The sequence below is a fragment of the Rossellomorea sedimentorum genome, assembly GCF_046237645.1.
Taxonomy (GTDB): domain Bacteria; phylum Bacillota; class Bacilli; order Bacillales; family Bacillaceae_B; genus Rossellomorea; species Rossellomorea sedimentorum.
In genome coordinates this window covers 244,946-268,712 of sequence record NZ_CP143546.1, presented here as the reverse complement: position 1 = coordinate 268,712, position 23,767 = coordinate 244,946, and the positions used below count along the sequence as shown (strand labels likewise).

Sequence of the window (23,767 nt, the reverse complement as noted above, 5' to 3'; positions counted from 1 at the left end):
CACCTCTTCTACAAATCCATTGCTATATTCGTTTACCCTATCATTCGGATAATAAACATTAATCAACAAATTCTTTTTAAAATAATGAGGGTGAAGTCATCCCTAAGCTGAAAATGCTGGAGCCTTTCCAGTTCTTTATATACACTGTTCACTATATCCTGGGCGGGCAGATGGATGTACTTCTCTATATATCCAATCAGATCCTCCCTTTCGATGAAACCTTCTTCCGTCCGGCATTCCGTTACCCCGTCAGAGAGAAGGATGATCAAATCGCCCACATTGACTTGCCTTTCATACTGTCTGTACTTGGCTCTCTTATCCACTCCAAGCAGGAGCCCCTTTGCTTCAAGATCTTCAAACTCACTGGTTTCAGAATTATAAAAGAAGCCAGGCTCATGTCCCGCTGAAGAGTAGTTGAAGACATGCTTGTACGGATCATACATGCCATAAAACATCGTAATGAACATACTTGGATCCACATTCATTTCTACAACTCTATTAAGGCTTTCCAAAACCGCGCTTGGAAAATGCCTGTGTTCAGGAAGACTGTCCATTGCATATTTGATCATGGACATGCAAAGTGCGGCAGGAATCCCTTTACCGATTACATCGGCAATGGCCACACTTATATAATCGTTGTCATCCTGTACAAAGTGGTAGTAATCACCGTTCATCCTCTTGGCAGGGACACTCAGCGCACCAACATCCATCGATTCGATGTCAGGGACTGTTGTACCGAGCAGAGTCTGCTGCATATTCGACGCAATCTCTATTTCATTATTCAACTCCTGCTGTTTCGAACGCAGGCTTTGATGTTCCCTATAAGCAAACCCATAGCCAATCATTACCTCTAGCAATATATCAAATGAATCAAGCACCTTCCTGGAGAGTCCCGGCTCCATATCAAGCATGATGCTCTTATGGAGACTGATGATCTCTTCCGGGGAGATGTTATGCTCTATTGATTTACGGCTGAACTTCTGGCCCAGATATAATGCCTGTTCATCCTGCTCTTTCAGATAATTTTCGATAATTTCTTTATATTTAACATCCATCAATTCTCTAAAGTCCATGTCACTCCCCCTAGCGGAGCCACTTTGTAGCTCTTATATCTGTACCTTCTCCCGGGGTCGATTCCACATTGAATTCATCCATCAATCGCTTCACACCCGGAAGTCCGGCACCAAGGCCCCCAGAAGTAGAAAAGCCGTCTTCCATTACTTTTCGAATATCCTTTATTCCCGGCCCTTCATCCAAAGCGATTATACGAACACCGTTCCTTCCGTTCTCGCTTAACTTTTCTATACATATTTGCCCCTGCCCGGCATATAGGTAAATATTCCTTGCCAGTTCAGAGATGGCAGTGGTTATTCGGGCTTGGTCGACAGTGCCAAATCCCAAATCCTTCGCTACATTCCTGCCCAGCTGGCGGGCTGCAACGATATCCCACTCGTTTGTGATTTTCACGCAGGATTGGATTTCCATACACTAGTCCCCCAATTCCTGTTGTAATTTCTCCAAACCTTTTTCTAGATCCAATGCCGTCAAAACATCATCCAGATGAATGCCCAATTCAATAAGAGTGATGGCTACTGCAGGCTGTATTCCTGTGATGACAACCTTTGCCCCCATGAGCCTGGACATATTGATTACATCTCCGAGCACCTTTGCGATAAATGAATCGATAAAGTCGATGGACGTGATATCAATCACCACACCCCTGGCGCTGGTTTCATGGATCTTATGAAGCAGGTCTTCCTGAAATTGCAGTGCCGTTTGGTCATCAAGTTCCCATTGAATGGATATTAGCAGACAATCGTGCAGCTTTAGTATAGGTATTCTCACACTGTTCCCTCCGTTGAGACAATTTTTCTATCCGTCATTTCCAGGGCTTTTTCGATACCCTTTCTTAATGTACTATTTGTACTAAATTGATTTAGATCTATTCCAAGATTAACAATGGTTTGGGCGATTTCCGGCCTGATTCCCACCAGCATGCACTGGGCCCCGACCAGCCGCACTGCTTCCGATGCTTGTATAATATGATGAGCCACCATGGTGTCCACAACCGGAACACCCGTGATATCAATCAGCACGACCTCAGCACGGTGTTTCACAACCCCCGTCAGCAGGTTTTCCATAATCAGTCTTGCACGTTCGGTATCTATAGTACCGACCAGCGGCATAACTGATATTTTTTCAAAAACCGGAATTAATGGAGCAGAGAGTTCCTGAAGAGCTATTTTTTGCAAAGAAACCGTCTTTTCCCATGTTTTGGCATAAGCATTTACAATTTCGTTATACATGGGAGAAAGCCATTTGTCAAAGTCCTCAACGGCTTCCATATGGTTTTCCTTATCAATTTTTCCGCTCTCCACCAAATAATCATAGACGATACGCCCAAACATTCGAATTCCAGATGTTACGAAAGTAAGCGGCCATCCCAGACGGACGACTCTTTCCGCAAATTCATCCAGCCTGGCAGAGTATTCTTCAGAATCTTCCAGGTTAGACACGATCAGGTCAACGAATTCATGGCTGGTTTTTACAAAGACTTGATCCGATACCACTTCCGTTACTATATCGTTTGATTCATCTTTCATTATTTCCATCCATTTTGATACAAATTCCGTTTTATTTTCCTTGATTGTTCCGATGAAATTGCTAAACATCTAGTCCTCCCCATATTATCATAAAGATTTTCTGTTCCCTCACTGATGTGCCAATTGTAATGTCGATGTAAAAATAAAGATAGTAAATATATAATCAAGGTGTTCAAAGCAGAAAACGCACTTCTCTTCGAACATATACAACAGGAAAACAGAAGCTTCTCAACTTAATTGTTTGATTTTCCCCTAATCTCATTTACATTATAAATATTTTTTAATTATTTGTCATATAATGTCCACTTTACAATAGACAAGGAACTTTATCCAATTGAAAGCATAACGTATTAAAAAAGCGCCGGGTACTCCCCCTGTTACTCAAACGATTAGGTTGTCCAGCCTGGCTTTAGGATATAAATTCGTATAGATTGTTGCTATCGAAAAAAACAAGCGGCCGGATTTCCCCCTTCGGGTACAAGGGCTTATCTGACTGAACAGGATGATTTCAGTAAATTACGGCTATATCTCTTGAACTTCATATAAAATTGCATCAAAGTTTTAGAAAAGAGGCAAAAAAAAGAACACCCTTCCCGGAAGAGCGTTCTTTTGTCAAAACTGTATGAGTCCCACACTGATCTGCAGGGCATCATCCACTTTTTCCATCATTTCATCATCTAAGTGCGTTATCTTATCCGTTAAACGCTGTTTGTCGATTGTTCGAATCTGTTCGAGCAAGATAACGGAATCTCTTTCAAAGCCATATCGCTTTGCATCAATCTCAACATGAGTAGGCAGTTTCGCTTTTTGGATCTGGGCTGTGATGGCAGCCACAATCACAGTGGGACTGAACCGATTGCCGATATCATTCTGTATTACCAGAACAGGCCTTACGCCTCCTTGCTCGGATCCGACTACTGGGGAAAGGTCCGCAAAATAGACGTCACCACGCTTGACAATCAAAGGATTAGCCTCCACTCACTAAACGTTCGACTGTATGTTCTGCCTCATATTCCGCCTGGATTGCTTCAGAAGCGATGGCAAGATTAATCTTGGCCATTTCCATATATCCACGTCTCATTGTTTCACGGATTTGGCGTTTCTTACGTTCACGAAGATACATTTTAGTCGCGCGATAGATATACTCATTGCGATTTACATTTTCTTGTTCTGCAAAGCCGTCCAGTTCTGTAACGAGCTGTTGCGGTAAGCGAATTAAGATTTCTGTTGTTGTGCTGGATTCAGACACAAACCACACCTCCACCAATCACTATAAACCGTTTCGTTTACTACCATAACTATCATACCATCAATTGCCGCAAGATAAAAGACATAAAATAAAATCCTTCTCTATTATCGGCCTATACGCTGGAGATTTATGCATCTTTTTCCTAAGCTCTTCAATAATATTTACATATTATATTCACCGTCGGCAGGATTGCTTAGTGTCCTTGCAATGAGAAACCTGGATTCCGCACTGCGCAGAGTCAGAATTACTTTTTATAAGAAGCGGCATTGGTACAGATTGTTGCTTACAGAAAAATCCAAAGCGCCGGATTTCCCCTCAGGTATCAGGGCTTGTCTGACTGAATAGGGTAATCGGCTCTTTTCTTTCTGGCTTACCAGAGTAATTTCTGTGAATTACGGCTATATCCCTTGAACTTCATAGTAAACAGCAACAAAATTTTAGGAAAGAGCCTTATAAAAACCGCTCGTTGCCAGCAGTTGATTGGAAACTTCCACCGGTTCCCCATCTTTTATATAAATCCTTGGCACGCGGTTGGAGATGATGCAGGGGATTTCATAATTGATGGTATCGAGCTTGCCCGCAATATCATCCATGGAAATGAAGTCCCCGTCCTGCCGTCCAATCAGGGTTACCTTGGTCCCCGGCTTGACCTTTTCCGGAAGGCTGATCATACACTGATCCATACAGATCCGCCCGACAATCGGGGCCCGTTTTCCATCCACCAGAACTTCCTGCCCCTGAAGCTTCCTCAACCATCCATCGGCATACCCTATCGGCAGCGTACCGATCCATTCCTTCTTTGTTGTTTCATAGGTCGCACCGTAACTGACCTTTTCCCCCTCCTGCAGTTCTTTCACTTGAACCACCCTTGAGTGAAGGGAAAAAACCTGCTCTAACGGAAATGGGAGAATACTTTTCATTTCCAAGGAAGGCGAAAGGCCGTACATCGCGATGCCCGCCCGTACTGCATTGAAATGGGCTTTCGGGTGGGAAAGTGTGGCTGCACTGTTCGAGCTGTGAATATATTTAGGTCGTTCCGACAAAGAGGCCAGCATCTCTTCAAAAACTTCCAGCTGCCTTTCAAAGTATGCCTTGTCCAATTCGTCTGCTGTTGCAAAATGGGTGAACACCCCCTCCAGCTGGAAAGCCTCCTCCTGCCGGATAAATTTCTCGATTTTTTGAAGGTCCGCGGAACTCCGGACCCCGATGCGCCCCATTCCCGTATCACACTTGATATGCAGATTCAGGCTGCCAGCTTCCTCACTCAAATAGGCACGCGCCGCTTCCAGCCAGTCGTAATCAAAGACGGTCAGCGAGATAGTATGCCTTACAGCAAGATAGGCATCTTCCGCCCTCGTCGCACCCAGCACTAAAATCGGGGCATCAATCCCATGTTCTCTAAGGGAAATGGCTTCATCTAAAAATGCGACAGCCAGTCCACCGGCCCCTGCCTTCAGAGCTGTATGGGCAGTCTGGACATCTCCATGCCCATAAGCATTGGCTTTCACCACCGCAAACATGGTAACTTCCTCCGGCAAATGCCGTTTGATGTTATGAACATTTTTATATAAATTATCAAGATCGATTTCTACCCAAGTATCTCTGAAAAATCGGGTTTGAGTAATCAATGAAATCACTTCCTCTTCATAAAAAAACAAAGCTACATCTCTTTGCAAGGCTGTTAGAGTATAAACCGGAACCTTACTACGCTGGTGATGGGCGGCAGTCATTATTAAGATTTGATTTTTGCCGGAAAATCCCCAGCTGTCAAACCCTATATTTCCTATTTTTTTGAAAACTGCCAGTCCTTCAACCCTATTGAAAGGCTGGCGCTTGCCGGAAACAAGAGGAGCCTGGCCAATTGTCTTTCCCTTTTCCAAAGTCTATTCTAGTCTTATAGCAACTTTTTCACTTTAGAACCATTAGGCTTTTAAAAAAGTATATCAGACCTTCCTGTTATTTATCTATTTACAGCTCAAAAATAGGAGCCGCCCATCCACGGGGCAGCTCCTCGTTAACTGGTTATTTTACCACGGACCCTTGAACAGAGCGGGCAATTTCTGTCATTTCTTCCGGTGTCAAATCATTGGAGGCCAGCATATAGTCCACGCCATCATATGTCCACGTGATGGTGCGGTCCGTCATTGCCGCGACTGTAAATCCAAGATCCTGGATATCGCCGTTCACCATTGTGGAAACCGTAACTGCAGGCACCACCGTCGATTTCTCTTGTACCAATGTGAAAGATTTTTCCCCATCGTACGTAAGAACGACACGTTTGCCGTCATCAGTCTTTACTTCTTTTTCCTCAACAAGCTCAGCCCCTTTGTCAGCTGCTGCCAGAGGGTAATGGACTGTGAACTCACTGTCGGAAACGCTGGCATTCACTGGAATCTCAAGCTGCGCACCAGTCATATTCTTCTTCATGTCGAAGTCATTTTTATCAAACGCCGCTTTGGTGTCCATTTCGGAGAATTCGACTTTAACAAGCGCATTGCGGTCGGCATCCATGACTTTTACTGAAGCCGGCGTTAAATCTTTCTTGTTAAAACTGATCTCCTGAACAGGAAGCATCTGGCTGTTTTGATATCTTGTGGCTGTTTCAAATACATAATGGGTTTTCGTCTCTGTGAATTTGGCATCCTTGTCGGACTTGATGTCTTCTACAAGCGACTCAAAAAGGTATGCCTGACTGCTGTTGTTCGGCCAGTCGCTTTCAAACTTGAAGCTTTTGTTCAGTGCAGGCGTTAAAACAAAAACACCTTCGTCATTCCGCAGGATCATCTGGCTTTGTTCTTTGGCAGGATTCGATAAGTTCACACGGTAATAATCCGGTTCATTATGCCACACATCCACATCATACGTCTGCGGTTCATCCCCGACCTGAAGAGTCATCTTTGCTTTCGCTTTATATCCCTTCATATCTTCTACTTTGGCCGTCAGATCCTTAAGAACATCCTCTTGTGACTTCGGTCCGCAAGCAGCGAGCATCAATACCGCCAACACCATTGCAGCCAAAACAACTAACTTCTTCTTCATCCTTTCAACCCCTTTTATCTCAGTTAACGTTAGAGAGAGGGGAAAACCAGCCGGCACGAATGAACTGTCCTCCATCTCAAGCCGTTCAACACCCGCCGTCCAGAAATCTTCGGAAAACAGCAATCCTGCTGCCGGATGGCCTTGTCTCTCCTATTGCACTATGAATATATGAGACAACCTCGGGGTTTATGCTAGGAAAGATGGCAAGCACACAAAAATGGTTGGGGGCGGGAGGGGGTGCGAGGTATCAAAAAGGAAGCCATTAAAAATTTTCAGTTTTTATCCTGCTCAAGGGTATGAATATAATGAATGAGACAATTTCAAAGGGCCAAAATCTTCAATAGAGTTTCTGCTTTTCAGGTCATGTTGAAGCTTTAGATTTTTTTGAAACTGCTTCTTTTTTTAGTTTATTTGGTTTTAGACTTTAGGACCCTTTTTTTGAGATACTTCCTTCTGCATTTTTACTCTCTTTTGGTCCCCAGACTCTTTCTAGAGGCCTGCTAAACTGCCGACCCTCTCAATTTTGGACCTAAAGAAGCTCATATCTTTTTTCAGATCTTAATTAAGATCCTTCAAGACACTTTTGAAGTCCTTTTTCCTTCTTTCATGCCTTGAGAACTCCCCTCAAGACACTTTCGCCCTCATTTGCTTTTTTCAGGTCCTTGCCAAACCCCCTCAAGACCATTACAAGGCTCAGTTTCTCTTTGCTCCGTCCTACAAAGTTCTCAAGATATTTAAATCGCTCAGTTTCTTTCTTCATGCTCTTGAGCCGTTCACTTCAAACACAGACAAGGCTCATCCACCTTTTAGATGGACCGGGTTACCACATTAATAACAAACAACTGCTAGAATTTTCACAGAAATACTCATATTAGTCATCCAACTCTTCAATAATCACCTGAGCAGCAGCAAAGTCTTTGCTGTGGGTAATGGAAAGGTGCACCCCTTTTTCGAAAGGCAGCGCAATATAAGGTTTGCCCCGTTGGTCTTTTCTCACTTCTATATCCGTGAAGGAGAGATCGGACCCGATTCCTGTACCGCGCGCTTTGGCAAACGCTTCTTTTGCTGCAAATCTTCCGGCGAGGAACTCATTTTTGCGCCCGCCCGATAAGGATGTGTAATGATCGATTTCCGCTTCGGTCAAGATTCTGTTGATAAACTTAGGCTGTCTCTCCGTAAGCCGCGCAATTCTTTGGATTTCCACAATGTCCAGACCGATTCCTATAATCATCTGACTCCCCCTCATTCTATTTCTATCTTTTAGTACATAGTATTAGTACAAGATATTCAATTTGATAGTAACACACTTCAGGCTACACACTTACCGCTTTAACAGGTAGAATGTTACACATATAAAATTGATATGTGCACACTGCTCTTAAAGGAGGCAATAAAAAATGTTTGTCCGCACAGAAAGCTTTTCTCAATTCATCCGTCTTTATCCGATGGTATCCATCATCATATTCATTCATCTCTTATTATTCAGCTTCACATTCGTTCCATTTCTACCCGAAATATGGGTCTATGAACATTTTGCCGGAATCAACCTTTTTATATTCAACGGAGAATGGTGGAGGCTGATTACACCCATTTTCGTTCACCTTGGTTTTGCTCACCTGTTATTCAACTCTTTTTCTCTTATTCTCTTTGCTCCTCCACTGGAAAGGATGCTAGGAAAAGTAAAGTTTACGCTCATCTATCTCAGCTGCGGTATCATTGCCAATATTGCCACATACTTTTTAAAACCGCTCACCTATAACCATGTGGGCGCATCAGGAGCCATCTTTGGGTTGTTCGGTGTTTATGTCGGGATGACTCTGTTTCATAAACATCTGATTTCAGCGCAAAACAAGCAAGTCATCATCCCCATTGTCGTGATTGGCTTGGTCATGACTTTCTTCCAGTCCAACATCAATATCACCGCCCACCTATTCGGACTACTGTCAGGACTGATCATCTCCTGGCTGCTGCTTCCCTATATGGTTAAAAAAAGTCGCTATTAAAAAAACGGCATGCCGGCAGGAGAGTTTCCTGGCGCATGCCGTTTTATGTTTTAGGTCTTTGTTTCACTTCTTCTTTGAGCAGCATACATCATTCTTTAGGTTTTCCCTTTTGATGTCCCCTCGCTCCTCGAACGCCATACATCATTTTGGGGTTTCCCCCTTTTGATGTCCCTCGCTCGCGGCATACACCTTTGCTTCCTCTCCTTTTGATGCCCCAGGCCGCTCGAGCAGCCTGCATATTTTATTACCCCTGTCTCTCAGGGCGATACCATCGATAAATGCTTCTCACACTTTCGTCATCAAGGTCGATGATCCTTCCCGCCGCCCCTGTTTCTCCAGACTTTACCGTTGCAGTCACATTGGCCAGCTTTCTTTTTACCTGAAAGAAATTCTGCTCTGTTTCCAATGCTTGAATCCGGTGTTTTTTCATAAAGAGAGTATGCTTCTGCCAAGAACGGTATCTTAAGCCGAGCTGGGCAGAAGCAATATTCCAGCCTGCACTGCGGAATTTGAGATACCCTAAAAGCCAAAATGGAATATAAAGAAACAATGACCATAAACCAAGCGGCCAGAAAGCAATGGATACACCAAGAACTATGGCTGTTACCAACACACTTTCCCTAAAAAGATACCGCTTCATTGACCTTTTAGGAACCATTTGGAAATCAACTGAGATTTTATATTCTGGCAGGATCTCTTTCATAACAACAGGGATATTTTGTTTTTTGATTAAAGGCAGGATCTTGATGGTACTGCTTTCTTTTTCAAGGACAGATCCGCCGGCACTCTCAATCTCTACAGCAGCATAGCCCAAGGGCTCCCTCAGGATATTTTCCACTATCCTGACTCCCTGGATCCGATTCATCGGGACGGTCACCTGCTTTTTCTCCAGAAGGCCCCTTGCGATAACAAGATCGTCTCCCTGTTTCTTGACCGTAAAATCAGCGTACACCAATAAGGTGCCAATAATTGCGGCAATCCAGGCAATCAGAAGGCCCATGATCACCACCGCACTCACAAGGACGATGCCGCTGCGGACAAATTGTTCCAATTCATTAAATACCCGCTGGTACGGTATGAGTTCATCAAACTGCGATAAGAAAATAAACACCCCGGAGATGACGACGCCGGCACCTCCGGACGTTGTAGCCATGAGCAGGAGGTGCTTAAAGTTCATCTTGAACACCGTTGCACTGCCGGTTTGGACCTCCGGTTGTTCAGCTTCCTCTCCCATAATTTTCCTCGAAGACTTAGCTTCTGTTATGATCCTCTGCAATTCTTGCGCCTCGTGCTTACTGATCGCTGTCAATTCGGCTTCCGCCTGCTTTTGATCAGTGGAACCAGCCGTTTCCACCTTGACTTTCACCAGTCCGAACGGCCTTTGCAGAATCCCTTCCGTCAAGTTAAGGCTTTGGATTCTTTCAAACGGTATGTACCTCTTTTTCTTTACAAACAATCCGTGCTCCATCCTAAGCTCCCCCTCTTCAAGCCAGTAGGAAAAACGCAGCCACTTGGTGATTCCTGCAGCCAGCAGAAAGACCATAATTGCCCCGCCCAGGATGAACGGAAGCCATTCCAGAAACCCTTCCGTATCATCTCCGCTGTTTAAAAAAACCAAAAAGATAAACGGAAGGATGAGCTCCTTCAATTGTTTAAGAAAGTTTGCCACTGCTGAAATGGGGTGAAGTCTCTTTTTCTCAGACATCATCTTCAGCCACCCTTGCCAGAGCAGATATTGAGTTCCGCAATTCATCCGCCTCATACATATCCAGCGCCGGAATTTCATGAGTAGTGGCCGCAGTGGAAATAGTAATGGTCGCTAATCCATATTTTCTGAGCAATGGCCCCTGCACCGTATCAACGTGCTGAACCCTTACCATTGGAACAAGCGTTCTTTTCACAAAGAAGACTCCCCTTTGAAGCTCAATTTCCTGCTCCCTCACTTCATAACGCCATCTCTTCCAGCGTATCAGCGGCAGAAGCACCGCAAAAAAGTATGTATAGACCGCAGCTACCACAACGGCCGCAGCCGGTATCCAGAACGGCCAGTCATATATAATCGCAAGAACGAGCGCTCCGATAGCAAGAAGGATGATACCGCCTGAATGGATCAAACCGGACCACCTCCACACAGGGAGCGCTTTTTCAGATATTCTTGTATTTGGTTCATTCATCATCGTTCAGCCTCCAATCGAATTCGTCCCTTCTCCATTGTATACGATTGCCGGCATATTTTCGTTTCGTGAAGCTATAAAATTTCAAAAGATGCTTGATTGATCCAGCGAAGCGCTTTATTGCCTTTAAGTTGCTCCACAAGCCGGAAAAGAGCATCATCCTTCATTTTCGCTTCAATCATGCAATCGATCTCATCCACCGACCCTTTTATTCCATTGATGAATTCCATGAACATCGCTGGATCAATATACTCAGCATGCGCTTTGTAATCCTTTTCCGAGCGGGGACTTGAAATATGCATTTTCACCGGAAGCGGTGAATTCGCCCAAGTTGCAACTACCCTTTCCCAATCTTCCTCCCAACCACCTTGGTTATGGGCGAGGTGATGATGATAGTCAAACACCATGGGAATCCCCAGTTTTTCGCACAAATACAAGGTGTCATGGAGGGTAAAAACCGTGTCGTCATTCTCAAGAATAATCAAATTCTGCAGCGAAACCGGGGTCAAGCCCCAGTTGTGGATGAATTGTTCAAGCGCCTTTTCTTTATCGTCATAAGCCCCTCCAACATGCAGGACACATCGGTGCTTAGGATCCACATCCATTCCCTTCAGCAACGCCTCGTGAATCATCAATGTTTGAAGTGTATTCTTCAACGTATCTTTATTGTTTGTATTAAGAAGGACAAAGTGATCAGGATGAAAGCCGACCCGCTGGGGATGTTCCTTGATGAAATCCCCAATCTCCTGCAGCGGCTCTTTTACCGCCCTCATGAATTTCCAGTCTTTAAGATCTGGATGATTGGCAAGCGGAATCAACTTCGAGCTGAAGCGAAAAAACTTTATGTCATGAGCCAGGTTATGTTTCAGGAGCCTCAAACAGTTCTGCAGGTTGGAAACGGCAATCCGTTCAAGCTTCCGTAACCCTGCTTCCCGGTCTTTCAGCTGTGAGAACTGCTTGTAAGTCATCGTCTGGGAGGGTGAAGCATTTTCCAGATGCACACTCATCGCCACATACCCCAATCGAACGATCGTCATATCTCCACCGCCTTTTTGGGATAGTATCTGCGATTTGAACGGGTTCTATTATAAAAGGAGTCTTGACTTATGTTTAATCGGCTGGCATGTATGTCGAATATCGGCCAAGGTTTCCGTATAATAGCTAAGTCTAGTCGAATATCGTTTATCCGCCGGCTCTTATTTGAATGTCGGCCGTCCATCTGTCGTTGGTTTATTGGTCCAACACCACAAAAATGCCCAAAGAAAAAACCACTCCAGTATCGGAGTGGTTTTCAAACCTATTAAGATTCGCGTTGCTGCTTGCGGCGAGGGTTTCTTGAAGAGCGTCCTCTAGAAGAGTAACCCTGTCTTCCTCCGCCTTTGCCACCGCGGTTGGAACCTTTTTTGAAGTCGCGCTTTCCGCCGCCGCGTCCATTGCCTTTGCTTGGAAGCGGTCTTTCTTCTGTAATCTGAACCGGTGTATCGTCCGGCTCTTTTGTCAGAAGACGAAGAGCTGCTGCTGCGATATCCACACTGCTGTGGTCTTCAAGAAGTTCTTTTGCCATGCTGCGGTAATTTTGAAGGTCATTGGAGTTTACTGCTTCCACTAACTTCTCCATCGCTAAACGCTGCTGTCCTTCCAATGCTTCGTTGGAAGTTGGCGGCTTCATTTGCGTCATGGTTTTTTTCGTAGTTTTTTCTACAATGCGAAGGTAACCCATTTCTCTTGGTGTAACGAATGTCATCGCCATACCTTCTTTCCCTGCGCGTCCTGTACGTCCGATTCGGTGAACGTAGCTTTCTGGATCTTGAGGGATATCGAAGTTATAAACGTGAGTAACACCGGAAATATCAAGTCCGCGTGCTGCTACGTCAGTCGCAACAAGGACATCGATTCGGCCTTCTTTGAACTGGCGAAGAACGGTCATACGTTTTGCCTGGCTCAAGTCGCCATGGATTCCTTCCGCAGAGTATCCTCTTAATGTCAATGCACGAGCAAGTTCATCAACACGACGCTTCGTGCGTCCGAAAATGATTGCCAGTTCTGGTGATTGAACGTCGAGCAAACGGGAAAGCACATCGAATTTTTCTTTTTCATGTGCCTTAACGAAATACTGCTCGATATGCGGAACAGTCATTTCTTTTGACTTCACGCTGACCGTTTCAGGATCTGTCATGAAGTTGTTCGCAATTTTGCGGATCGGTCCCGGCATTGTCGCTGAGAACAATAGCGTCTGGCGTTCGTTCGGAACGTTTTCCAGGATGGATTCGATATCTTCGATGAATCCCATGTTCAGCATTTCATCCGCTTCATCAAGCACAAGCGTCTCAACGTTTTGCAGCTTCAATGTTTTACGGTTGATATGATCAAGCATACGTCCAGGTGTACCGACGATGATATGCGGGCGTTTCTTCATCGCACGGATCTGGCGTTGAATATCCTGGCCTCCGTATACAGCCAAAACGCGGACTCTTTTATCCTGACCGATTTTGAAAAGTTCTTCTGAAACCTGGATAGCCAGTTCACGTGTCGGCGCTATGATAAGCCCTTGAACGTTCGGGTTGTTTACATCGATTTTCTCTACCATTGGAATACCGAATGCAGTAGTTTTACCAGTACCTGTCTGAGCCTGGCCGATAACGTCTTTGCCTTCTAAAGCCAACGGAATCGCACCCGACTGGATTGGAGTCGCTTCCTCAAAACCCATGCGGTTGACGGCTTTTAATGTACTAGTGCTTAAATTTAAATCTGAAAACTTTGTCAATTTCTCATTCTCCTTTTATTTAGGCTGTTTCCGCCTTGATTGCTGCTTACGGAAAAGGAATGATTCCGTATTTTTATATCATGGTGCTCTTTCCCCTGTATCTAATGTCTAAAGGAAAGGCCGGAAATACAAAGAAAAAAATCTTCTGATAGCAACAAAGATTACGAAAAGAGCCGTGTTTATTGATGCTTTTATTTATTGACATGGTCTACATTTTCATAAAGAGAACCCGGCTATAGTCTAAGCGCCCTGACGTATGGGCATGGATCCTACCGAGAATATATTTATTGTTAAAGCCGTGTTATCCTTATCGGCAACGTGTTTGGGACAATAACTACCCTACAAAAAAAATTACTCTTCTTAAAGAAGAGTTTGCACAAAAAAATGTGAACAATGTTATGGATATGTTACCACTAAAAGAAAAAGATTTCAATTAAAGTAAAATTATCTTGCTATTCACTTATCTTTCAATAGGAAATCTTTTACCTTCTCGAATAGGTCGTTACTGTCCTCACTGTGACAGATCAGATGTTTCGCTTCTTCTGAAAAATATTTTTCCTTTTCTTGAAAAGGAATTTCTTCGTATAAGAAATCTGCACTTTTAGGAGGCACGATTCCGTCTTTTTTCCCTTGGGCGATGAAAACGGGAACTTTTATATCCTTCAGCAGCGGCTTGGCCATCAGCACTACTTTTCTGAACTGGTAGGTTGCCAAAATGGGGGTATCTTTGATTTTTTTCTTATACCGAAGATACAGTTCATTATTGGAGATGTCCCCTCGAAATATATCCTGGATCATATCCTTGATGTCGGCCAGGAGCTGTTTAGGATTGACATAGTAGGCAGCGGCACTCAACAAAACCAGCTTGTTCACGGGATATTTCGCGGCAAGATAGCCGGCAATCAGCCCGCCCATGGAAAAGCCGATAACATATACTTCTTCACATTCTTCCAGCAAAACCTTTAGTTCCTTCTCCGCACATTCAACCCATTCACCCGCCTTCTTCCCTTTCAGGTCAAGGGACTCGCCATGACCGGGCAGTGTGGGGACAGCAATCTTCCAATCTGTATGGAATTTGAGATAATGAGCCAAAGGATCGACTTCATAAGGTCCTCCCGTAAAACCATGTATAAGTAAACATCCATTCATCATTATCACCGTTTTCAAGGTATTATATTTATAGTTATAAATAATTTTTACATCATTAAACCAACCTGTTGATCTCCACTCCAGGCACACGCTTTCCTGGGGGCGGGCGGTGAGCCTCCTCGGCTTCGCCTGTATAAAAAGTGGAAGCGCCCTGTTCAGCCCCGACAGGCAAATGTTCCTCAGCGAAAAAAAGGCGATCTTTCCTTTTATTCGCTGAGGGTTATTTGACCCCGAGGGGCTGGGCGCTGCAACTGGATTGGGGGGCTCACCTCTCATCAAAAGTGAAAGTGCCACTTTCAGCCCCGACAGGCAAATGTTCCGGAGAGAAAAAAGGCGACCTTACCTTTTATTCTCTCCGGGTTATTTGACCCGAGGGGCTTGGCACTGGAACTAGACGTCCCGCTAATCCCCCAGGAGTCGGCGCCCTCCGTTCCAATCAACTCTGTAGACTAATAAGGTCTGTAACTAGTGTGATAATCTCCCATCTTAAAAAAGTAATTTTCTACAATGGGTGAGTAACACGTTGATCTTCAAGGACTATTCTGAAATAAAAGCACATGTTGAGCAACAATGATTGAAACGGAACGATCAACTAAAATAGAGCAAAGAATAGTGCAGTAAAAAATTCGTTATTTCCTGACCATGAGGTGGCACAATCTTGAACAAAATACCCTCGAGCATGCGACACCGACTTGTACCCATTCCCACTCTTGAATCACAATATCTATTATTTTGATATAGGAGGTTTTACCATGAAAGCCATTCTATTTGACTTGGATCGGACCCTGCATGACAGAGATGCCTCGGTCATTCAGTTTTTGCAAGCGCAGCACCAGCGATTAAACAGCCTTCACCACACGGCCATTCCTACCACTTATATTGACCGTTTTATTGAGTTGGAATGCAATGGGTATGTTTGGAAGGATCAGGTGTACGCCTCCTTGGCAAATGAGTTCAATCTGCCGCTTTCCCCGGAGGAACTGCTTGAAGATTATCTGGTTGGTTTCCATCAGCACTGCCGGGTGATGGAAGGTGCTTCTGATATCCTCTCTTCCTTGCGATCGGCCGGGTATAAACTAGGAATGATCACAAACGGGAAGACAGGCGTTCAAAATAACACAATCAATTCACTTGGAATCCGTAAGTACTTTGACTGCATCATAATCTCTGAAGAAGCAGGGATAAAAAAACCAGATCCGGACATTTTCACGCTAGCTGCGGAAGCACTCAACGTCACACCTTCAGAATGTCTGTATGTTGGTGACCACTATGAGAATGATGTCAAGGCTGCCCGGGTATCAGGCATGAAAGCCGCCTGGCTGACGGGAATAGATTCAATTCCGGATGAGCTTGATGCGGATCTCGTTGTTTCCTCACTGTTTGAGCTTCAGGGCTTTTTATCCAGCTAAAAAGATAGGATTGCACGGCAGCGCGGGCTTCTGCACCTGGCACCATTCGTGTTTGTGCCAGGTACAACCCCAAAGATATTACTTCTTAAGCTGTTCTATGATTTCTTCCAGCTTCATTCCGCGGGAAGCTTTGAACAAGATGATTTCGTCTCCGTCGAGGATGCTTTCCAGCTTCTCGGTCAGCTGCTGTTTGTCATCGTAACTGAAAACATTTTCCTCGCCGATATTTTCCGCTGCCCCTCTGGCGGTCTGCTCGGCAAGATTACCGTAAGTGAACACCAAATCGATCTTCCCTTTTTGGACCTCCTGACCAACCTCATAGTGGTAGGTCTCCTCATTCGGTCCCAATTCAAGCATGTCGCCGGCAACAAGAATTTTCTTGCTGTAACCTTGCAGCCCTGACAGAAGATTGATTGCCGCCCTCATGGAAGTAGGACTGGCATTATAGGCATCATTGAGTATTTTCTCCCCACGCTTTCCTTCCATCAATTCCATACGCATTTGAGTCAGCTTCAGCTGTTGGAAGGCTTCCGGCATTTCCTTGTAGTCTACACCCAGCTCATTCGCTATCAGCATGGAAGCAAGTGCATTCATCACGTTATGCTCCCCCAGTACCGGCAGCATGATTTCTGTATCCGGTTCTGCGTTGACCGTGAATATACTTCCAGAGTCTGTGGTTTTTACATCCAACGGGTATAATGTGTTATCCGGCCCTTTTCCAAAGGTCTCTACTTTGAACTTCCAATTCTCATCAATTCTTTCTTTCAAAAGCGGCTCTTCACCGTAATATACAAATAAACCGTCTTTCTTTAAGCCGCTGATGATTTCCATCTTTGCTTTGGCGATGCCTTCCCTTGAGCCAAGATCCTGAAGATGGGACTCCCCGATATTGGTGATAATCGCAGCATCCGGGAGGGCGATGTTTGAAAGCTGTTCAATTTCACCAAATCCGCTCATGCCCATTTCCAGCACCGCCACCTCAGTACCTTTCTCGAGCGCTAGGATCGTTAATGGGAGCCCGATGTGGCTGTTGAAATTCCCTTGCGTCTTTTGTACTTTGTATTTCAGGCTGAGAAGGTTTGCGACCATATCTTTCGTGGTGGTTTTTCCGTTGCTTCCTGTAATGCCGACAACCTTGATTCCAAGTTCATGGCGGTAAGCTGTCGCAAGGTTCTGTAATGCCTCGAGACTGTTATCCACGATAATGATTGGCAGGCCTTCCGGAGGGTTAGGAACATCTTTTTCCCAAAGGGACGCCGCTGCCCCGCTTTCGATCGCTCCTTCCACAAACTTATGGCCGTCCACCTTTTCCCCTTTGAAAGGGATGAACAAGTTTCCTTTTTCAATTTTTCTGGAGTCAATCGAGACCCCTTGTATGGCTGCATCCTGAAATGCAGTTAAATCATTTTCCACATTGATCATCTTGGCTAACTCGCCCAAGGATTTAGTTATCATGTCAACATCTCCCTTTCAGTTCGGCTATTTTCAATTATTATAGGCTCTTTATCTAACTTTGTTACTTCTGTGTATGTATAAAAGAAGAGAGCTGACCAGTTTCATCCGTCAGCCCCTTCTGTCTTACATTGTATGTTTGATGTTCTGCTTCTCGGCATGACGTTCCTGTGCCAGCTGAACCAGACGCTCGATCAGTTCAGGATATTCTACTCCACTGTGCTTCCATAGGAGCGGGAACATGCTGAAGGGAGTGAATCCAGGCATCGTATTCACTTCATTCATATAAATCTTGCCGTCCTCTGTTAAGAAGAAGTCTGCACGTACAAGCCCTGAACAATCCAGTGCTTTAAATGAATCGACAGCAATCCGTTTCATTTCTTCGTACAAATCTCCCGGGATTTCAGCCGGAATGATCAAAGCAGTGTCTCCATCTTCGTATTTGGCTTTATAGTCGTAGAAGTCTTTCTTAGGTAAAATTTCACCTGCTACAGAACATTCCGGCTCATCATTTCCAAGAACGCCAAGCTCGATCTCCCTTGCTTTGACACCTTGTTCGATGATGATCTTGCGGTCGAACTGAAAAGCTTCTTTGAATGCAAGGCTAAGTTCTTCACGGGACGTTGCCTTGCTGATCCCGACAGAAGACCCCAGGTTGGCCGGCTTAACGAAACAAGGGTAGCCCAGCTCGTTTTCAACATCCAGGTAAGCCGCTTCCGGATCGCTCTCCCATGTTTTTTTCAGGTACCACACATAGTTCACCTGTGGAATTCCGGCCTGCGCATACAGATTTTTCATGATGACTTTATCCATACCTGCAGCCGAGGCCAGGACACCGTTACCGACATACGGAAGATTCAGCAGCTCAAGCATTCCCTGTACGGTCCCGTCTTCCCCATTCGGTCCATGAAGAAGGGGCAGGATGACATCAAACGTGCTGTCCTCGCCTTCCGATACGCTCAACGTCGTGCTTAACGCGTTGGGGGCAATGGCTTCTCCCTCTGAGAATGCCAATTGTTTAACGTCATCTACAGGCCCTTGTAGCTGAGGTCCTTTGATCCACTGGCCTTCTTCTGAAATATAGATTGGATAGATATCATATTTATTATTATCAAGTGCACCTATTACAGCTTTGGCTGTCTGCAGTGAAACTTTATGCTCCGCTGACTTGCCGCCGTATAGTAAACAAATTTTCGTCTTCATAAGTATAGCCTCCAAATGTGAGTAGATGTTTCTATTTTATCACTTTCGCTTAAAAGCGGAAGAAGGATTGTGCAGGAAAAGCAAATTAAGTCTTACGGCTCTAAGGCTCTCTCCGTAAAGTACGGCTTTGGGATTACAAATCTATGTTAACAGCCTATGCAGGTTTTTATATAAAGTAACCCTCATAGCAAAACAGCCTAAATGATTTTTATGTATCAGAAGAATGTTCCGCACCCTCTTTTCCTGTGCAAGTAAAATATACCCACTGCAGATGCCATATCAAACATCCTTATTATGAGGGAATGTGAATCGACCTATACCCTATACCCTTTAACGCGTTAACGCACTAAGAGGGACAGTCCCTCTTAGTGCGTTAACGCGTTAAAGGTCTCGGGTTCCACCCGACACTGAAGACATTTTCCGGTTGGTGACTGCCACTGGACAAGGTCATTTCACCACCAGCACAGGTCTATCCGCTTTTTGAACCACTTTATGGCTCACGCTCCCCAGCATAAGCCCCTGAATGGCATTTATGCCGCTGCTTCCGATTACAATCATATCCATTTTTTCTTTCTTAGCGCAATCAATGATTTCTTCAGCCGGGTCTCCTTTTGTCAAATTGACAGAATAAGAGATTCCCGCCTTTTCAAGCACTCTGGAGACCGGTTTCAGCTTCTCTTCACGTTCTCTCAGCCTGGCAGACGGGTTCATTCCAATCCAGGCATCGTGCTTGGAGGCTTCATAATCTAGAACATGGACTACCTTCAGTCTATACTCTTTATTACCATGCAACAGGTTCACAACATACTCAGCCGCCTTGCTGGAATGTTGAGATCCGTCAGATGCCAAAAGTATTGCTCTCATCACTACACCTCATTTTGATTTTATTAACAAATGAATAGGTGATAATCCCGCGCCCCTTTGGACTAACCACCTTTGACTTTGTTATATGATACGTCATCAATCCTGATTTTTTGTCGGTTTTAGTTGTAAAAATTCTAAACTTTCTTAAAGTGTCTATTTTAATAACCACTATTTGCATCCTTTCGATCTTTTTCAAGGCACTTTTGGTTTTTTTGACACCCGTTCATGTCCTTGAAGCCTTTCCTCAAGACACTTTCCATCCAAAATTGATCTACTATTGGCCTTTAGCCCTTCTATAATGACTTTAAAAGTGCAACAATCACAAAAAGACTGCCCTTCCAGAGAAGAGCAGTCTTTTTATCTTAATGGCCGGAAAGCTTGGCGCCTTCTTTGTTATGAACAGCCAATTTATCCATAAGGTTGGAACTTGCTTCGTTCAAGCCTATCAAGGTGACCGCCGACCCTGATTCTCTCAGTTTCAGTACGATGCGGTCTATGGCATTAACACCCGAATCATCCCAGATATGGGCTTTGGATAGATCGATTTCAACCATTTCTGCATTTTCATTATAATCAATGGATGCAATCAAGTCGGTTACAGACGCAAAGAAAATTTGTCCTGTAATCTGGTATACCCGTTTGCCTGTTTGCTCCTCAAGGAATGAGTGAACATGCACTTCTGAAATTTTAGCGGCGAAGAACAAGGCACTCAGGATGATTCCTGCGAATACCCCTTTTGATAAGTCATGAGTGACTACGACAACCGCCACTGTGACAATCATGACGAGTGAATCTGTCACCGGCGTTTTTTTCAGGGCTTTTAATGAGCCCCAGTCAAACGTACCGATGGAGACCATGATCATAACACCGACAAGTGCGGCCATTGGAATCTGCACCACCAGGTCACCAAGCACGAGAATCAGGAACATCAGGAATACACCGGCTACAAAGGCAGACAAGCGTCCGCGGCCGCCGGATTTAACATTGATGACTGACTGGCCGATCATCGCACAGCCCGCCATACCTCCGAAGAATCCAGCAACGATGTTTGCAATTCCCTGTCCTTTGCTTTCCTGGTTCTTGTCACTAGCTGTATCTGTCATGTCATCTACAATGGATGCAGTCAGTAAAGACTCAAGAAGTCCGACCATCGCCAATGCAATAGAATAAGGGAAAATGATAGCCAAAGTTTCTAAGTTAAAAGGTATTTCCGGAACTAAGAATACCGGAAGAGATCTTGTCAATTCTCCCATGTCTCCAACGGTTTTGACACCCAGGCCGCCGAAAATGACGATCATGGAAATCGCAATAATGGCGATCAGCGGAGATGGAACAACTTTGGTGAACCTAGGTAGAATGTAAATAATCGCAAGCGCGCCTGCAATCAATGCGTATACAAGCGGTCCTTCACCCAGGAAGTGAGGCACCTGTGCCATGAAAATCAAAATCGCCAATGCGTTCACGAAGCCTACCATCACGGAACGCGGGATGAACTTCATAAACCTAGAGAGTTTAAACACACCAAACACAATTTGAAGCACACCGGTCAAAATGGTTGCTGCAAACAGATACTGAAGACCATAGTCCTTCACCAAAGTGACCATGACAAGAGCCATTGCCCCCGTCGCTGCCGATATCATTGCAGGACGGCCTCCGACAAAAGCAATCACAACCGCTATACAGAAAGAAGCATACAATCCAACCATAGGATCGACACCCGCGATGATGGAAAATGCGATTGCTTCCGGAATCAAAGCCAGAGCTACGACAATACCTGAAAGGATATCTCCTCTCACATTGCCAAACCATTCAGTTTTAAAATTTTTGAACAATAACTTGCACCTCTTTCTATGCTCATTCCGTCAGATTTGTTCTATTTATAAGTAATTGTCCAGTGTTCATTTCCGGACAAACAGCAAATCATATGAAACTGGCATTCTTTTAATAGTATTTCTTTTCCCATAGAAAAGACACCGACCAAAACATGAGTAATCATACCTTCTATCCGGGAACTTAACAAGAGGTTATGTAAGCGTTTTTTACAAGTAAATACTCTATAAACCTTCGTTTTACTTCTAAAAACTCCACTTTCTACTAAATTCGGGAGGGGCGGAAGTTTAACTATTCAGAAAAAAGTCTTTGTTTCGAAGTCAAATCTGTACAAGTGCGAACCGCAATTTTGCTATCCTATGGAAAGGAGGTTAGACAATGAGCTCACATGCACCTGTACATACTAAGTTTTTTTATGGATGGATCATTGTAGCGATTTCAGGCCTGGCTGTATTTTTTTCCGGACCTGGTCAAACGTATTCCGTCTCAGTATTTATAGACAGGTATATCGCTGACTTTGGCTGGAGCCGGTCACAAGTTTCTACTATTTATTCCGCAGCAACGTTGCTGTCGGGTTTATGTATGTTTTTTGTCGGGTGGTTCATCGATCGTTTCGGACAAAGACGCATGCTCGCTTTTGTATCGATTGGCCTTGCACTTGCCTGTTTGCTGAACAGCATGGTATCGAATATAGCGATGCTTTTCCTTGGATTTTTTCTGATCAGATTGTTCGGTCAGGGCTCACTGACACTTATCCCGAACACGCTTGTCCCACAATGGTTTATTTTAAAGCGCGGTAAGGCTCTGAGTTTCATGGCCATCGGAGGTTTTGCAAGCTCTGCAGCGATTCCGCCAGTCAATGCCTGGCTTGTTTCCCAATACGGCTGGAGCTTCACTTGGACTGTCTGGGCGGTTCTTCTTCTCGTCATCTTTACACCACTCGCCCTCTTTTTTGTACGGAACAAACCCGAAGATATCGGTCTGCTCCCTGATGGCCGGCAAGTGAGGCCAGATGTGGATGAAGAAGAGGAAGAGGATCTGGAGGATAATTGGACATTTCAGGAAGCCTTGAAGACAAAAGCCTTCTGGCTGATCCTGTTCTGCGTGAGCATCCCGGCATTGGTGAACACCGGCATTACCTTTCACCTTATCTCGATTTTCAAATGGAACGACCTTTCCGCCGGGTCTGCCGCGCTTGTCCTGAGTCTTATGGCGCTTGTCGGTTTCCCGGTTACCCTGCTTGCCGGACGGGTTTTGGATAAGGTAAAAGTCAATTATGTCCTTGCCGGGATCTTCCTCGGGGAGATCATTTTCATCCTGTTTTTATTCTTGACGAAAACCCCTTGGCTCGCGATTGTCTTCGGCCTGCTGTGGGGAATCAGCGGGGGATTTGAAAGGATTGCCCTCTCCTATATCTGGCCCAATTATTATGGAAGGGCTGCATTAGGAAGGATCAAAGGAACCGCTACGACAGTAATGGTGCTCGGTTCGGCTTTCGGACCTTTGCCATTCGGTTTTGCTTATGACACGTTCAATGGTTATACGGAAATTCTGCTGCTGACCCTGATCCTTCCTGCGATAGGAATCATATTTTCACTGCTGGCAAAAAAGCCGAAGAGGGAAACAGCTTCTTAAAAAAAGCGCAAGCACCCTGTATAGCACCGAAAGACATATAACCAAGTAGGGGCTGGCTGTAGATGGATTCGCTCCAATTCAAATTTTAAGTTGAATTAGGGTTTGTTAGTTTTGAAAAAAAGAGACCTGTATATCAAACTGGACACGGCCCTTGCTCATATATAAATGGTTTTATTTTAAAATGGTTGTTCAAAAATCAATTAGTTCACATAGAGTTGATTGGAGCGGAAGGTGTACGACCTCCTGCGGGATTAGCGGGACAGGTGAGACCCCGCAAGCGAAGCTGAGGAGGCTCACCGCCCGCCCCGCGGAGTCGTGCGCCTGTAGCGGAAATCAACTATTTAATCATAAAACGGAAACAGACGTGAATAACTCTTATTTATTAATTAAACA

Annotated in this window: 21 protein-coding genes; 3 read left to right on the top strand and 18 right to left on the bottom strand. The window is 44.7% G+C overall.

What is annotated here, in order from left to right; all coding sequences use genetic code 11:
• Positions 1 to 62 precede the first annotated feature (62 nt).
• The 9 genes from V1502_RS01390 to acpS form a co-directional block, all read right to left on the bottom strand.
• Positions 63 to 1,073 carry a PP2C family protein-serine/threonine phosphatase gene (locus tag V1502_RS01390; RefSeq protein WP_409252629.1) on the bottom strand — a complete coding sequence of 337 codons (1,011 nt, stop codon included), beginning with the start codon at positions 1,071 to 1,073 and terminating at the stop codon, positions 63 to 65.
• 10 nt (positions 1,074 to 1,083) lie between these two features.
• The gene (locus tag V1502_RS01385) at positions 1,084 to 1,485 is read right to left on the bottom strand and encodes an anti-sigma regulatory factor (protein ID WP_006838633.1); all 402 of its coding nucleotides are present in this window, start codon (positions 1,483 to 1,485) and stop codon (positions 1,084 to 1,086) included.
• A gap of 3 nt (positions 1,486 to 1,488) precedes the next feature.
• Entirely contained in the window at positions 1,489 to 1,845 is a 357-nt protein-coding gene (locus V1502_RS01380) for an STAS domain-containing protein (RefSeq protein ID WP_006838632.1), read from the bottom strand.
• Positions 1,842 to 2,672, bottom strand: coding sequence for an RsbT co-antagonist protein RsbRA (locus V1502_RS01375; protein ID WP_409252628.1), 831 nt, complete (start codon positions 2,670 to 2,672; stop codon positions 1,842 to 1,844). The genes V1502_RS01380 and V1502_RS01375 overlap by 4 nt, the downstream gene beginning before the upstream one ends.
• A gap of 543 nt (positions 2,673 to 3,215) precedes the next feature.
• A complete protein-coding gene (gene ndoA, locus V1502_RS01370; protein ID WP_006838214.1) occupies positions 3,216 to 3,566 on the bottom strand; it encodes a type II toxin-antitoxin system endoribonuclease NdoA in 351 nt (116 codons plus the stop codon).
• Between the two features lie 4 nt (positions 3,567 to 3,570).
• Positions 3,571 to 3,852 carry a CopG family ribbon-helix-helix protein gene (locus V1502_RS01365; RefSeq protein WP_006838213.1) on the bottom strand — a complete coding sequence of 94 codons (282 nt, stop codon included), beginning with the start codon at positions 3,850 to 3,852 and terminating at the stop codon, positions 3,571 to 3,573.
• Between the two features lie 437 nt (positions 3,853 to 4,289).
• The gene (alr, locus tag V1502_RS01360) at positions 4,290 to 5,480 is read right to left on the bottom strand and encodes an alanine racemase (protein WP_409254264.1); all 1,191 of its coding nucleotides are present in this window, start codon (positions 5,478 to 5,480) and stop codon (positions 4,290 to 4,292) included.
• Between the two features lie 394 nt (positions 5,481 to 5,874).
• Positions 5,875 to 6,891: a LolA family protein gene (locus V1502_RS01355; protein WP_409252627.1), complete on the bottom strand. Its 1,017-nt coding sequence runs from the start codon at positions 6,889 to 6,891 to the stop codon at positions 5,875 to 5,877.
• A gap of 871 nt (positions 6,892 to 7,762) precedes the next feature.
• On the bottom strand, positions 7,763 to 8,122 hold the full coding sequence (gene acpS, locus V1502_RS01350) for a holo-ACP synthase (RefSeq protein ID WP_409252626.1): 360 nt from the start codon (positions 8,120 to 8,122) through the stop codon (positions 7,763 to 7,765).
• A 166-nt stretch (positions 8,123 to 8,288) separates the two neighbouring features.
• On the opposite strand from acpS, the gene V1502_RS01345 reads away from it, so the two are divergent.
• A complete protein-coding gene (locus V1502_RS01345; RefSeq protein WP_409252625.1) occupies positions 8,289 to 8,894 on the top strand; it encodes a rhomboid family intramembrane serine protease in 606 nt (201 codons plus the stop codon).
• Positions 8,895 to 9,138: 244 nt separating this feature from the next.
• Here V1502_RS01345 and V1502_RS01340 read toward each other — a convergent pair whose 3' ends face one another.
• The 5 genes from V1502_RS01340 to V1502_RS01320 form a co-directional block, all read right to left on the bottom strand.
• On the bottom strand, positions 9,139 to 10,599 hold the full coding sequence (locus V1502_RS01340) for a PH domain-containing protein (protein WP_409252624.1): 1,461 nt from the start codon (positions 10,597 to 10,599) through the stop codon (positions 9,139 to 9,141).
• Positions 10,592 to 11,071, bottom strand: coding sequence for a PH domain-containing protein (locus tag V1502_RS01335; RefSeq protein WP_409252623.1), 480 nt, complete (start codon positions 11,069 to 11,071; stop codon positions 10,592 to 10,594). Before V1502_RS01335 ends, V1502_RS01340 begins: the two co-directional genes overlap by 8 nt.
• Before the next feature lie 71 nt (positions 11,072 to 11,142).
• Complete coding sequence (gene uvsE, locus V1502_RS01330) at positions 11,143 to 12,105, bottom strand: UV DNA damage repair endonuclease UvsE (RefSeq protein ID WP_409252622.1); 963 nt, start codon at positions 12,103 to 12,105, stop codon at positions 11,143 to 11,145.
• A 263-nt stretch (positions 12,106 to 12,368) separates the two neighbouring features.
• Positions 12,369 to 13,832: a DEAD/DEAH box helicase gene (locus tag V1502_RS01325; protein ID WP_409252621.1), complete on the bottom strand. Its 1,464-nt coding sequence runs from the start codon at positions 13,830 to 13,832 to the stop codon at positions 12,369 to 12,371.
• 456 nt (positions 13,833 to 14,288) lie between these two features.
• Positions 14,289 to 14,981, bottom strand: a complete 693-nt coding sequence (locus tag V1502_RS01320; RefSeq protein ID WP_409252620.1) for an alpha/beta hydrolase — start codon at positions 14,979 to 14,981, stop codon at positions 14,289 to 14,291.
• A gap of 752 nt (positions 14,982 to 15,733) precedes the next feature.
• Here V1502_RS01320 and V1502_RS01315 point away from each other — a divergent pair.
• A complete protein-coding gene (locus V1502_RS01315) occupies positions 15,734 to 16,390 on the top strand; it encodes an HAD family hydrolase (protein WP_409252619.1) in 657 nt (218 codons plus the stop codon).
• A 78-nt stretch (positions 16,391 to 16,468) separates the two neighbouring features.
• Here V1502_RS01315 and V1502_RS01310 read toward each other — a convergent pair whose 3' ends face one another.
• The 4 genes from V1502_RS01310 to V1502_RS01295 form a co-directional block, all read right to left on the bottom strand.
• Positions 16,469 to 17,845, bottom strand: coding sequence for a UDP-N-acetylmuramoyl-tripeptide--D-alanyl-D-alanine ligase (locus V1502_RS01310; protein ID WP_409252618.1), 1,377 nt, complete (start codon positions 17,843 to 17,845; stop codon positions 16,469 to 16,471).
• Between the two features lie 123 nt (positions 17,846 to 17,968).
• Positions 17,969 to 19,045: a D-alanine--D-alanine ligase gene (locus V1502_RS01305; protein WP_409252617.1), complete on the bottom strand. Its 1,077-nt coding sequence runs from the start codon at positions 19,043 to 19,045 to the stop codon at positions 17,969 to 17,971.
• A gap of 447 nt (positions 19,046 to 19,492) precedes the next feature.
• Positions 19,493 to 19,909, bottom strand: coding sequence for a universal stress protein (locus V1502_RS01300; protein WP_409252616.1), 417 nt, complete (start codon positions 19,907 to 19,909; stop codon positions 19,493 to 19,495).
• Between the two features lie 362 nt (positions 19,910 to 20,271).
• Positions 20,272 to 21,741, bottom strand: a complete 1,470-nt coding sequence (locus V1502_RS01295) for a SulP family inorganic anion transporter (RefSeq protein WP_409252615.1) — start codon at positions 21,739 to 21,741, stop codon at positions 20,272 to 20,274.
• A gap of 376 nt (positions 21,742 to 22,117) precedes the next feature.
• Here V1502_RS01295 and V1502_RS01290 point away from each other — a divergent pair, with 376 nt between their 5' ends.
• A complete protein-coding gene (locus V1502_RS01290; RefSeq protein ID WP_409252614.1) occupies positions 22,118 to 23,374 on the top strand; it encodes an MFS transporter in 1,257 nt (418 codons plus the stop codon).
• Positions 23,375 to 23,767: the final 393 nt, after the last annotated feature.

Bases quoted from the DNA above. Each gene is read 5' to 3' on its own strand.
- V1502_RS01390 (WP_409252629.1), bottom strand. From the start codon at position 1,073: ATGGACTTTAGAGAATTGATGGATGTTAAATATAAAGAAATTATCGAA.
- V1502_RS01385 (WP_006838633.1), bottom strand. From the start codon at position 1,485: ATGGAAATCCAATCCTGCGTGAAAATCACAAACGAGTGGGATATCGTT.
- V1502_RS01375 (WP_409252628.1), bottom strand. From the start codon at position 2,672: ATGTTTAGCAATTTCATCGGAACAATCAAGGAAAATAAAACGGAATTT.
- V1502_RS01355 (WP_409252627.1), bottom strand. From the start codon at position 6,891: ATGAAGAAGAAGTTAGTTGTTTTGGCTGCAATGGTGTTGGCGGTATTG.
- acpS (WP_409252626.1), bottom strand. From the start codon at position 8,122: ATGATTATAGGAATCGGTCTGGACATTGTGGAAATCCAAAGAATTGCG.
- V1502_RS01345 (WP_409252625.1), top strand. From the start codon at position 8,289: ATGTTTGTCCGCACAGAAAGCTTTTCTCAATTCATCCGTCTTTATCCG.
- V1502_RS01340 (WP_409252624.1), bottom strand. From the start codon at position 10,599: ATGTCTGAGAAAAAGAGACTTCACCCCATTTCAGCAGTGGCAAACTTT.
- V1502_RS01335 (WP_409252623.1), bottom strand. From the start codon at position 11,071: ATGATGAATGAACCAAATACAAGAATATCTGAAAAAGCGCTCCCTGTG.
- uvsE (WP_409252622.1), bottom strand. From the start codon at position 12,105: ATGACGATCGTTCGATTGGGGTATGTGGCGATGAGTGTGCATCTGGAA.
- V1502_RS01320 (WP_409252620.1), bottom strand. From the start codon at position 14,981: ATGAATGGATGTTTACTTATACATGGTTTTACGGGAGGACCTTATGAA.
- V1502_RS01315 (WP_409252619.1), top strand. From the start codon at position 15,734: ATGAAAGCCATTCTATTTGACTTGGATCGGACCCTGCATGACAGAGAT.
- V1502_RS01310 (WP_409252618.1), bottom strand. From the start codon at position 17,845: ATGATAACTAAATCCTTGGGCGAGTTAGCCAAGATGATCAATGTGGAA.
- V1502_RS01305 (WP_409252617.1), bottom strand. From the start codon at position 19,045: ATGAAGACGAAAATTTGTTTACTATACGGCGGCAAGTCAGCGGAGCAT.
- V1502_RS01300 (WP_409252616.1), bottom strand. From the start codon at position 19,909: ATGAGAGCAATACTTTTGGCATCTGACGGATCTCAACATTCCAGCAAG.
- V1502_RS01290 (WP_409252614.1), top strand. From the start codon at position 22,118: ATGAGCTCACATGCACCTGTACATACTAAGTTTTTTTATGGATGGATC.